The 11,789-nt window shown below is 65.5% G+C and carries 11 protein-coding genes; all 11 read left to right on the top strand.

The window, feature by feature from the left end; all coding sequences use genetic code 11:
- Positions 1-112: 112 nt before the first annotated feature.
- The 11 genes from rpsD (at position 113) to ABEA12_RS06960 (ending at position 11,714) form a co-directional block, all read left to right on the top strand.
- Positions 113-739, top strand: coding sequence for a 30S ribosomal protein S4 (gene rpsD, locus ABEA12_RS07010; RefSeq protein WP_210100851.1), 627 nt, complete (start codon positions 113-115; stop codon positions 737-739).
- Between the two features lie 158 nt (positions 740-897).
- Positions 898-1,269, top strand: coding sequence for a DUF948 domain-containing protein (locus ABEA12_RS07005; RefSeq protein ID WP_210102559.1), 372 nt, complete (start codon positions 898-900; stop codon positions 1,267-1,269).
- A gap of 136 nt (positions 1,270-1,405) precedes the next feature.
- Positions 1,406-1,639 (top strand): hypothetical protein, encoded by a 234-nt coding sequence (locus ABEA12_RS07000; protein WP_210100850.1) that lies wholly within the window; start codon positions 1,406-1,408, stop codon positions 1,637-1,639.
- Between the two features lie 108 nt (positions 1,640-1,747).
- Positions 1,748-4,429: an alanine--tRNA ligase gene (gene alaS / locus ABEA12_RS06995; protein ID WP_210100849.1), complete on the top strand. Its 2,682-nt coding sequence runs from the start codon at positions 1,748-1,750 to the stop codon at positions 4,427-4,429.
- Between the two features lie 41 nt (positions 4,430-4,470).
- Positions 4,471-4,959: a Holliday junction resolvase RuvX gene (ruvX, locus tag ABEA12_RS06990; RefSeq protein WP_345467183.1), complete on the top strand. Its 489-nt coding sequence runs from the start codon at positions 4,471-4,473 to the stop codon at positions 4,957-4,959.
- Positions 4,960-5,131: 172 nt separating this feature from the next.
- Positions 5,132-7,129 (top strand): endolytic transglycosylase MltG, encoded by a 1,998-nt coding sequence (gene mltG, locus ABEA12_RS06985; RefSeq protein ID WP_210100848.1) that lies wholly within the window; start codon positions 5,132-5,134, stop codon positions 7,127-7,129.
- A complete protein-coding gene (locus ABEA12_RS06980; protein ID WP_210100847.1) occupies positions 7,126-8,061 on the top strand; it encodes a shikimate dehydrogenase family protein in 936 nt (311 codons plus the stop codon). The genes mltG and ABEA12_RS06980 overlap by 4 nt, the downstream gene beginning before the upstream one ends.
- 32 nt (positions 8,062-8,093) lie before the next feature.
- Entirely contained in the window at positions 8,094-9,296 is a 1,203-nt protein-coding gene (gene aroC / locus ABEA12_RS06975) for a chorismate synthase (protein WP_210100846.1), read from the top strand.
- A complete protein-coding gene (locus ABEA12_RS06970; protein WP_210100845.1) occupies positions 9,293-9,805 on the top strand; it encodes a shikimate kinase in 513 nt (170 codons plus the stop codon). The genes aroC and ABEA12_RS06970 overlap by 4 nt, the downstream gene beginning before the upstream one ends.
- Positions 9,806-10,008: 203 nt before the next feature.
- Positions 10,009-11,100, top strand: coding sequence for a 3-dehydroquinate synthase (gene aroB, locus ABEA12_RS06965; RefSeq protein ID WP_210100844.1), 1,092 nt, complete (start codon positions 10,009-10,011; stop codon positions 11,098-11,100).
- Positions 11,097-11,714: a hypothetical protein gene (locus ABEA12_RS06960; RefSeq protein WP_210100843.1), complete on the top strand. Its 618-nt coding sequence runs from the start codon at positions 11,097-11,099 to the stop codon at positions 11,712-11,714. Before aroB ends, ABEA12_RS06960 begins: the two co-directional genes overlap by 4 nt.
- The last annotated feature ends 75 nt before the right edge of the window (positions 11,715-11,789 follow it).

Below are 11,789 nucleotides of genomic sequence, written 5' to 3'. Positions count from 1 at the left end.
CCCGGAGGGTGAACAACGCGGCAGTTGCAGTGACAAGGGATGCGGCTTCCCACAACTCTCCATCATGGAGGCCAGATCCAATAACAGTCGCTTACAACAGATAAGGACACTCGTGGCTAACAACACTCGTGCCCGCCGCAAGGTTCGCCTCTCGCGAGCCCTCGGCCTTGCTCTGACTCCTAAAGCTGAAAAGTACATGGAGCGTCGTCCCTACGGTCCCGGCCAGCACGGCCGTGCCCGCAAGAAGCAGGACAGCGACTACGCAGTGCGTCTTCGCGAAAAGCAGCGTTTGCGCGCCCAGTACGGCATCCGCGAAGCACAGATGACCCGTGCCTTCGAAGAAGCCAAGCGCACTGCAGGCCAGACCGGTGAAAACCTGGTTGCCCTGCTCGAAATGCGTCTGGATGCCTTGGTTCTGCGTGCAGGCTTCGCCCGCACCATCGCCCAGGCCCGCCAACTTGTCGTGCACCGCCACATCATGGTCAACGGCGCCCGCGTGGACCGTCCCTCGTACCGAGTGTCCGAGGGTCAGCTGATCCACGTTCACGAGCGTAGCGAAAAGATGGGCCCGTTCCAGATCGCTGCTGCAGGCGCCCACCGCGATGTTCTCCCCGCCGTTCCGGCCTACCTGGACGTCAAGCTTGAAGCCCTCCAGGCCAAGCTCGTCCGCAAGCCGAAGCGCTCCGAGGTTCCAGTAACCTGCGAAGAGAACCTCGTCGTCGAGTACTACGCACGCTAAATTCGCTGGGTTCACACCCAACGGATGCAGTTTGCAACACGAAGCCCGTGGCCTTGCGCCGCGGGCTTCGTGTTATCCAAGACGTTTCGGTTCCGTGCTACCGCCAACCATTCGGTAAGGTGGAAAATCACATGTCACCAACGGTAGAGGAAAAGCACATGACAGGGTCGGACATCGCCGGGCTCATTGCGGCAGGCGTCTTTGCGATACTGGTGGCATTGCTCGCCATCCCCATCTGGAAGCTCGGCAAGGTATTTGACGAGTTGCGCTCCGCAGTGAAGGACGTTTCCGATGGCACCACCCCGCTGCTGACCGAGGTCACCAGCACCGTGGCAACCACCAACGACCAGATCCGCAAGGTCGACGGCATCACGTCGCACGTCTCGGACGCATCGGCGAACATCAGTGCGCTGTCCTCCTTGACCGCCGCTACCATCGGCAAACCGCTGATCAAGGTTGCCGCTTTCTCGGCCGGAGTTCGCTCCGCCCTTGGCACCAGGCCCTCGGGCAAGGGCCGACGCTCGCGCTGATCGATGCCCAGGCCTCCACCAAGTGGGCGCCTGGCAGCCAACTTGGCTGGAGCCAGCAGGCCCGGGCAAGCAAGCGCGCCAAGAGCGACTGCCTTGCAGCGCACGCTCCACCATCCATGAAACGAGGAAACTTCAGATGAAGAAGCTATTCTGGGTCGGCATCGGTATCGGCGTCGGCGTGTTGGTCGCCCGCAAGCTCAACGAAGCCAGGGACCTAGCCAGCGCCGAAGGACTAAACCGCACGATCGGTCGCTTCAGCGATTCGCTCCACGAAGTCGCCGAGGCCTTCCGCTCAGGCATGAACGAACGCGAAACGGAATTGCGCCTGGCCCTCGGCTTGGACGAGACTCCCGGACCGGACCACAACTAGACTTTCATTCTTGGCCTGCCGGCTCGGGACCACCATCAGTGGACCGGCGGCACGCAGAACCACACCCAAGCACAGTGCCCATAGGCACGGAGGGACCGAAGAGGAACGATGAAATCGCAGGAAATTGCACGCCGGTGGGTCGACTACTTTGAGTCGAAGGGCCACACCGCGGTCCCCAGTGCCTCGCTGGTCTCCTCCGACCCCTCGCTGCTGTTCACCGTCGCCGGCATGGTCCCTTTCATCCCGTACCTGACGGCGCGCGAAGATCCGCCATACAAACGGGCAACCTCCGTTCAGAAGTGCATCCGCACCGGAGACATCGAGGAAGTCGGCAAGACCGTCCGCCACGGCACGTTCTTCCAGATGTGCGGAAACTTCTCCTTCGGCGACTACTTCAAGGAAGAAGCCATCGCCTACGCCTGGGAACTTTTGACCAGTCCCCTTGATGCCGGCGGCTACGGGCTGGCCCCCAAGAAGCTGTGGATCACCGTCTTCCACGAAGACACCGAAGCGCTGGAAATCTGGCGGGACAAGATCGGGATCCCCTCCGAGCGCATACAGAAAATGGGCATGGAGGACAATTACTGGTCCACCGGCCAGCCCGGCCCAGCCGGCCCCTGCTCGGAAATCTTCTACGACCGCGGCCCGGAATACGGCATCGAGGGCGGCCCGGAGGCCGACGAAACCCGCTACATCGAAATCTGGAACCTCGTGTTCATGCAGTACCAGCGCGGCGAGGGCAGCGACAAGGGCAGCTTCGAGATCCTGGGCGAACTGCCCAAGAAAAACATCGACACCGGCCTGGGCCTTGAACGGCTGGCAATGATCCTGCAGGGCGTCGAGAACATGTATGAGACCGACCAGGTCCGTCCGGTGCTCGACAAGGCAGCGGAACTGGCCGGACGCCCATACTCCTCCACCGAGGATCCGTCGGACCCGAACCACGCGGACGACGTACGCATGCGCATGGTCGCCGACCACATCCGCTCCTCGCTGATGCTGATTTCCGACGGAGTCTCACCGGGCAACGAAGGCCGCGGGTACGTGCTACGACGCCTGATTCGCCGTGCAGTGCGCGCCATGCGCCTGATGGGCGTTGAAACCGCCGTGCTTCCGGAGCTGCTTCCAGTCTCCCGCGACGCCATGAAGGGCGTCTACCCGATCGTCGAAACGGATTTCGAGCGCATTGGACGCATCGCCTACGCCGAGGAACGCGCCTTCCTGCGCACCATCGCCTCGGGCACCACGCGCCTGGAAGAAGCGCTTGAGGTTTCCAAGTCCAAGGGCGGCTCGCTCTCGGGCGAAGACGCGTTCGCATTGCACGACACCTACGGCTTCCCGATCGACCTCACCCTGGAAATCGCCGCCGAGGCAGGCCTTGCCGTCGACGAGCCCAAATTCCGCGAGTTGATGAACGAGCAGCGCACCCGTGCGCAAAAGGACGCCAAGGCCAAGAAGGCCGGCCACGCGGACCTGAGCACCTTCATGCAGCTCCACGACGCCGGCGACGTGGTCTTCACCGGCTACGAGGAACTATCCGGGGAATCCACGGTTCGCGGCATCGTACGCGACGGAGCGTTGGTGGACGTCGCGGAGCAAGGTCAGCAGATCGAGTTGGTGCTCAACGAGACCCCGTTCTACGCCGAAGCGGGGGGCCAGGCAGGCGACGTAGGGCTGATCACCGGCGACGGCTTCGTCCTCGAGGTTCTCGACGTCCAGGCCCCGATCCGCGGTTTGAATGTACACCAGGTCATCGTTCGCGAGGGTGAGCTCCCGGCAGGTGCGACCGTGCAGACCGAGGTCGACCGCAACCGCCGGCACTCCGGTGAGCAGGCGCACTCCGCGACCCACCTGGTCCACGCGGCCTTGCACGAGATCCTGGGCCCGGATGCCTTGCAGTCCGGTTCCTTCAACAAGGCCGGGTACCTGCGCTTTGACTTCTCCTGGTCCGAAGCGCTCTCCGCCGCGGCCCGCAACGAGGTTGAAGAGGTCGTGAACCTGGCGATCCGCAACGACCACCAGGTCCGCACCAACGTGATGCCCCTGGCCGAGGCCCGCGCCATGGGCGCCATGAGCCTGTTCGGTGAGAAGTACGGCAACACGGTGCGCATGGTGGAAATCAACGATGCCTGGAGCCGCGAGCTCTGCGGCGGCACCCACGTGGGAGCCACCGCACAGATCGGAACGCTGACCTTGCTGGGCGAAGCATCCGTGGGCTCGGGTAACCGCCGCGTCGAGGCGCTGGTGGGCATGGAAGCCTTCCGCCACGGTGCCGCCGAGCGAGCGCTGGTCTCCGAGCTCTCGTCAATGTTCAAGGTCCCCGCGGCCCAGTTGAACGAACGCATCAGCGACACCGTTGCGAAGCTGCGCCACGCCGAACGCGAAATCGATAAGCTGCGTGCAGCACAGCTGGCCTCCCGGGCCGGTTCCCTGGTGTCCAAGGCCGTGGAGGTCAACGGGATCAAGGTCCTGGCCCATGATGTCGGGGCGGTCCCATCGGCCGACGCGCTGCGCACCCTGGCACTGGACCTGCGGGACCGTTTGGGCTCAGGGGCTTCGACCGTTGCACTGGCCGGTGTGGCCAACGACCGCCCGCTGGTACTGGTCGCCACCAATGAGGAAGCCCGTTCCAAGGGAGCCAAGGCCGGTGCGCTGGTTCGCACCGCGGCAAAGATCCTTGGCGGCGGCGGCGGCGGCAAGGACGACGTCGCACAGGGCGGAGGCCAGGACGCCAGCAAGATAGCCGAGGCCCTGGACGCCATGGTCCGCTCGATCCAGGAACTGTCATAGCACCGGCGCCCGAAGCCGGAGCTGCGGCCCCGCCCCACGGGGTGCTGCTCGGTGTCGACGTGGGCATGGCCCGCGTCGGCGTCGCGGCTAGCGACCGCGAGGGGTTGTTGGCCACACCGGTCAAGACCCTCAAGCGCGATGCCAAGAAATCCAGCGACATTGCCGTGCTGGTCAAGCTGGCTGCCGAACGTGAGGCCCGGGAGATCTACGTGGGACTGCCGCGCGCGATGTCCGGCGGTGAAACCGCGTCCACCACCATGGCCCGAGACTATGCACGGGAGCTGCTCCATGCTCTGGAGCGTGCCTGCGTGGTGGCCGAGGTCAGGCTTGTCGATGAGCGATTGACAACCGTCAGCGCGCACCGCTCGCTGCACGAGGCCGGACTCGATGGGCGCAAGCATCGCGCGGTCGTCGACCAGGCGGCTGCCGTCGCGATCCTCCAGCAGGTGCTTGAAATGCGCAGGAACGGACAACACGAGCCCGGAGAGCCGGCAGCGCGGGAATATCTTGGGCCCGGCGATGGCAGCTGATCCGTCGCGTCCGCCCTGCGGTGACAACGAGCCGGCAGGCGGATCCGAGCCCGAGGGGCTGCCCGCCGACCCCTCTTTAGGCTACGATCGCATCACATCTCATTCGGTCGAAGGGGCTGGCCTGCGTCGTCCCCCGGCAATTATGCTGCCTGCGGGCAAGGGAGAGAACCGCATGACAAATGAATCGTCCAACGATTCCAGGCATGGCGAACCCGCGCTTTCGCCGCGGCGCGCCGCTCGTGCCGCCCGTGAGCAAGCTGAACTTCAACAGCTCGCGCAGCAGACGGCAGCAACCCCGGAGCCGACCCCAAACCAGGTAGACCCTGGTACAAGCCACTCGTCGGAAACCGGGAACCATGGCGATCCTGTTCAGGAGCCCAAGGCGGAAAAGGCAGGCAAACCAGCCGGGGAACGCTCCGAGGCCCTTCGCGCCGCACACCAGGCACGCACACAAGGCGCACTCCGGGCACGGACCGAAGCCATCGAGGCCCAGCGGACCGCCTCCGAACGCATCAGGCAGACACTGCGTGCCAACTCCGCAACGCGTCGTTCCAGTTCCCCGGAGGTAGCCAATTCCGCCGTGAACTCATCGACCCTCGTGGAGGAACGGCCCGAGGACGTGATCAAGGAAACCAGCGCCGAACCCGCGAACGCACCGATTGCCGCGCATCAAGGGAATCCAACGGCAACGCCTTCCTCCATGCAGCGTCCCGCGTCAGGCGATCACGCGCAGCCCGAGGCCAGCGGCAACCCACCGGCATCCTCTCCCGCCGATGCCGCCACCGACGCGATGCCCATCGTCGCTGCCTCGCTGCTCCCGGGTTCCGGAAGCCAGCCCATGGATCCCGGTTCCAGTTCCCCGCAATCGGGCCCCGCACCCGGACAGACGGGGCCCGATGAATGGTTCGACGGCCACGAATACACGAACCACGCCAGTGCGCCGGGCACTGACGAAGCTGTCGCGCACGGCGGGGGAGTCCCCGAAGACGGATACCAGGACCCCCACGGCTACGACCGCGACGGCGTTGAACCCGATGCCTACGCCGAACAAGCGGAACGTGAAAACCTTTTCCTGGCCACGCCGACGATAGACCCCGAAAAACGCAAGGCCCGGCGCCGAAGGAGGAACTGGGTGCTGCTGGTTGTCCTGCTGGGCTTCAGCGCCGTGATCTTCGGTGTTGTGCTCTTCCTGCAGGGACTTCTTGACCGCCTCAGTCCCCAGGACTTCCCGGCACCCGGCGGGGAAACCGTCTCCTTCGAGGTCGAATCCGGTTGGGGCCCGAAGCAAATCGGGCGCGAATTGGTGAACCGCGACATCGTCGCCAGCGACAAGCTCTTCCTCGAGGCCGTCCAGCTGGTGGAAACCGAGAACCGCGTAATCCACCCCGGGACCTACGACCTGCGCATGGAGATGCCTGCCTTGGATGCGGCATCAATCCTGATCGGCGAGGAAGCAGCGAAGGTTTCCTATGTTGCCATCAAGGAAAACACCCGCATGTCCAAGGTGCTTGAGCAGATCTCCGAATCCACGGGCCTGCCCATGAAAGAAATTGCTGCCCTGGCAGATGATCCTGCCGCACTGGGCGTCACTTCCAAGGCCCCGAACCTGGAAGGCTACCTGCATCCGGGGGAGTACCGCTTCCCGCTGGACGCCGATGCCGAGACGGTGTTGCGCACCATGGTCGATGCGACGACCAAGACGCTGAATGACGCCGGAATCATTGACCCGGTCAAGCAATACCACGTGCTGAAGGTCGCTTCGATCCTGCAGGCCGAGGCCCGCAAGGATGACTACGGCACTGTGGCAGGGGCACTGGAAAACCGGCTGCACCCTGACAACAAGGAAACCAGCGGGCTGCTGCAGGTCGACTCCGCGGTGATCTACGGACTTGACCGCTACTCGCTGCAGTTCAGCGCCGCCGAAAAGAAGGATCCCGGGAACAAGTACAACACCTACGTGCGCAAAGGCCTGCCACCGACCCCGATCGGTTCCCCGGGAAACTCGGCGATCAAGGCGGCGGCCAACCCGACCCCGAACGATTACTACTACTGGGTCACGGTGAACACCAACACCGGTGAAACCAAGTTCGCCAAGTCCTACTCAGAGCACCGCGTGTACCAGGACGAATTCCGCAGCTGGTGCGCCGCGAACACGGATGTGTGCAAGTGAGTACCCCTGGGGCCCGGCTCCGCGCTGCGGTGCTGGGCCACCCGATCGCCCATTCGCGGTCCCCGCTGCTGCATTCCACCGCCTACCGTGCGTTGGGCGTGGACATCGAGTACACGGCCATCGACATGCTGCCCGAAGCAGCGGCGTCCTTCGCGGCCCGTTTGCGCACCGAGCCCGGTTGGGTGGGGGTCTCGGTCACGATGCCGCTGAAGGCCGCGCTGATTGGGCACCTCGATGAGCTTTCCGGGCGCGTACTGCGCCTGGGCGCGCTGAACACCGTGGTGGTCGAGCACCTCGAGGGGGCCGTGCGCCTTCTGGGGCACAACACCGACGTCGAGGGGATCGTGCGTGCCGTTGGCGCTCTTTTGCCAGCACGGAATGATCCCGCTGCGCCCCCGGGCGCACGGGCCGCGGGCCGCGTGCACCGAGCCGGGATCCTGGGCTCGGGAAACACCGCCCTTGCCGCGCTCGAAGCCTGCAAGATGCTGGGGTTCACCCACGTGGACCTACTCGTGCGCAACCCGCAACGTGCCGGCGCCGCCCTGGCCCTGGCACAAACTCTCGGGCTGGAGTGCCGGATCGTGGAGACCGCCGGTGCCCGGGAGCACCTGCCCGGCTATGAGTTAGTCATATCAACGCTTCCGGCACACGCCGCCGATGGCTTGCTTGCCTCTCTCGGCCTGGCTCCCGATGCCCGCACGGCATCGGCGGTCTTGGCCCCGGGAGCGGTGCTGCTGGATGTCGCTTACGACCCATGGCCATCGGCCCTCGCGACGGCCTGGGAACTCGCCGGCGGCGTCGTGGTCTCCGGGTTGGCGATGCTTGTCCACCAGGGCGTTGAGCAGGTCAAGTTGTTCAGCGGAGTCCAAGATGCGGACTGGGGCCACGTCACAAATGTGATGTGCGACGCAGTAGGGCTGCCTCGGCCCTGATCACAGGACAACTACATGGCAGGATGGAGAACATGTTGCGTTGGTTGACGGCGGGCGAATCACACGGCCCCGCATTGGTTGGAATTATCGAGGGAATGCCCGCGGGCATTGCCATCTCTTCACAGGATGTGCGTGATGCCCTGGCGCGTCGCCGCCTGGGCTATGGCCGGGGTGCGCGGATGAAGTTCGAGCAGGATGCGGTGTCCTTCTCCGGCGGAGTCCGCCACGGGGTGACCCAGGGCGGGCCGGTGGCCATCGAGGTCGGCAACACCGAATGGCCCAAGTGGGAAAAGGTCATGAACCCCGACGCCATCGACCCCGAGGAACTTGCCTCGATGGCCCGTAATGCGCCGCTGACCCGTCCGCGTCCCGGCCATGCCGATTTCACCGGAATGCAGAAATACGGTTTCGACGATGCCCGTCCGGTGCTTGAGCGCGCCTCGGCCCGCGAAACCGCGGCCCGCGTCGCCCTGGGCTCCGTTGCCTCGAACTTCCTGGCCCAGCTGGGGATCGAGCTGGTCTCCCACACCGTTGCCGTGGGCACCGTCTCCTCCCCGGAGGATGCCGCACTGCCACGGGCCAGCGATGTGATCGCACTTGACGCCGATCCGTTGCGTTGCTTCGACGCCGACACCTCCGCGGCCATGGTCTCCGAGGTCGACGCAGCCCACAAGGAGGGCGAAACCCTCGGCGGCGTCGTCGAGGTCCTTGCCTACAACCTTCCCCCCGGGCTTGGCTCCTACGTGCACTGGGACCGGCGCCTTGATGCGCGCCTTGCCGGTGCGCTGATGGGTATCCAGGCCATCAAGGGCGTGGAGGTCGGCGACGGCTTCCTCACCGCGACCCGGCGCGGCTCCGCGGCCCACGACGAGATCCTGCGCGGCGAGGACGGAACCATCGAGCGCTCCGGGAACAAGGCCGGCGGCATCGAGGGCGGTATGTCCATCGGGGACGTGTTGCGCGTGCGTGCGGCAATGAAACCGATTGCCACGGTGCCACGCGCGCTGAAGACCATCGACACCGCCACCGGAGAAGAGACCACCGCTCACCACCAGCGCTCCGATGTCTGCGCCGTTCCTGCAGCCGGCGTCGTCGCCGAGGCCATGGTCGCCCTCGTGCTGGCCCAGGCGATGCTGGAAAAGTTCGGCGGCGACTCGCTCACCGAGGTCAAGCGCAACCTGTCCGGCTACCTCGACGCGATCCCCTCGAACCTCGGTTCCGTCCGCCACCCATGAGCACCCCGATCGTCCTGATCGGTCCGATGGCCAGCGGCAAATCCGCCGTCGGCGCGCTGCTGGCCCCGATGCTGGACGCCGAACTCATCGACACCGACGCCCTGGTCGTGGCCGCCCACGGCCCGATCGCCTCGATTTTCGCCGTTCACGGGGAAGAGGGCTTCCGCCGCTTCGAGTCCGAGGCGCTGGCGCTGGCCATGGACCGCAGCGCCCAGACGGTGGTGTCCACAGGGGGAGGAGCGGTGCTCGCGCCGGGAAACAGGGAACTGCTGGCCGATGGCTTTTGCGTGTACCTGCTCACCGACGCCCGCACGGTCGCCCCGCGCATCGGCGCCGACAGGAACCGGCCGCTGCTGGGGGCTGACCCGCTTCAATCCTGGAGCCGGATATTCGACAGGCGCAAGGAGCTTTACGAGGGCAGCGCGCACCTGACCATCGACACCCGGGGGCTTGGCGTGGGCCAGGTCGCCTGCTTGATCCTCACCGCCTACCGTGATGCCGGACACTGAAGCCCCCTCTTGGTGGACTAAACACGTAGGCTTAACCCAATCACCCTCGCATCCAAGCGCACCGAGAACCATGTTCCTTGGGAACGGCCACAGGCCAACCAAGCAAAATCGGACGACGCACAAACACCTTAGCTCCCGCGCGCACCGCCCACGAGGCCTGAACCCGTTCGTCGCGACAGGCAGCACTTTTGGAGGATCCAACGATGAACCCCGAACCCACGACGATCCACGTCACCGGAGCGGCCCCGGCCGATAACTACGAGGTGGTCGTCGGCAACGGCCTGTTGGGTCGACTTCCGGCACTGCTGGGCGAGCGCGTGAAAAAAGTCCTCGTGGTCCATCCGCGGGCCCTGCGCACCACCGGTGACATCGTCAAGGAAGACCTCGAAGCCGCCGGGTACTCGGCACTGAGCGCCGAGATCCCCGACGCCGAGGAGGGCAAGCACATCGAGGTCGCTTCCTTCTGCTGGCAGGTGCTGGGCAAGAACGACTTCACCCGCTCGGACGCCATCGTCGCGGTCGGGGGCGGAGCTGTGACCGACCTTGCCGGATTCGTCGCTGCCACCTGGTTGCGCGGGACCAAGATCGTGCACCTGCCGACCTCACTGCTGGGCATGGTCGATGCCGCAGTTGGCGGCAAGACGGGAATCAATACCGCCGAGGGCAAGAACCTCGTCGGTGCCTTCCACCCTCCGGCGGGCGTGCTCGTTGACCTTGACACCCTGGCGACGCTGCCAAAGAACGAGCTGGTCACCGGTATGGCCGAGGTCGTTAAATGCGGTTTCATCGCCGACGAGCGGATCCTGGAACTCATCGAGGAGGACCCCGCCGATGCCACCGACGCGTCCTCGGCCCGACTGCGCGAGCTCGTGGAACGAGCCATCGCGGTGAAGGCAAAGATCGTCTCGGCTGACCTGCGTGAAGCAGGGGACCGCGAGTTCCTGAACTACGGGCACACCCTGGCCCACTCCATCGAGCTGGCCGAACGCTACTCGATGCGCCACGGCGCCGCGGTCTCCATCGGGATGGCATTTGCCGCGGAACTGGGCCGCAGCGTCGGGCGCACCTCCGACGCCGTAGCCGATCGCCACCTGGCGATCCTCGGGTCCCTGGGACTGCCCACCACCTACCGCGGGGACCGCTGGCAGGCACTGCTCGACGGGATGCGCCGGGACAAGAAGGCCCGCGGGGACCTGCTTCGATTCGTGGTGCTCGAGGACGTTGGCCGACCACGCATGCTCGATGTCCCCGACACTTCGCTCTTGTTCGCCGCCTACCAGGAGATTTCAGCATGATCGCCGTTCCGGATAGCGCGAAGACCCACACCCAAGAATTGCTGCAGGTACCGGCAGCGGGCCTGGACAGTTCCCCGCGGCAGAACATCGAGTCGGGCGTGCCGGGGATCCTGCTGAACCTGATGACGATGCGCCACGAGGTTTCCGATGCGGCCCTTGCGGAAAAAACGCTGCAATCCGGTTCCGCCAGCTCCCAGGTCATCGTGTTGCTGGCCAAGGGTGACCTGCGTGCCGCCAGCGAACTGGTGGCAGAAACCCGGCTCAACGACCCGCAGAACTTCGTGATGCGCGTGCTTGACACCTCGCTGACACGCGCCGGCGGCGACTTCGCGCGGGCCACCAAGCGCCTGCGGGCCTTGTTGACCGAGTTCAAGGGCACCGAACACGAATCGATCCTGCAGCAGCACCTGGGGTTCGCCTACGTGGAAAGCGGAGACCTGCTCGCCGGGGCCAACCGCTTCGGCAAGGCCCTTGACCTGCGCACCGCCGAAGGGGCGGACACGCACCTGATAGAGTCCTCGCGTGCCTGCCTTGAAGCGGTCACCGCGCGGATCCCCGCCCAGCACACCGGGGAACACGCCGGGCAGATCCCCGGGGCCGATGCGGCACGATAGCGCCTTGGGCACCGGCTCCGACCGGGCCCCGGGCACCGAGGTCCGGCAGATCACCAACGGGTAACCCCGCGGGCC

Source organism: Paeniglutamicibacter antarcticus (assembly GCF_039544305.1).
Lineage (GTDB): Bacteria > Actinomycetota > Actinomycetes > Actinomycetales > Micrococcaceae > Paeniglutamicibacter > Paeniglutamicibacter antarcticus_C.
The sequence above is the reverse complement of the archived record's forward strand: the minus strand, read 5'-3'. Positions and strand labels throughout refer to the sequence as shown.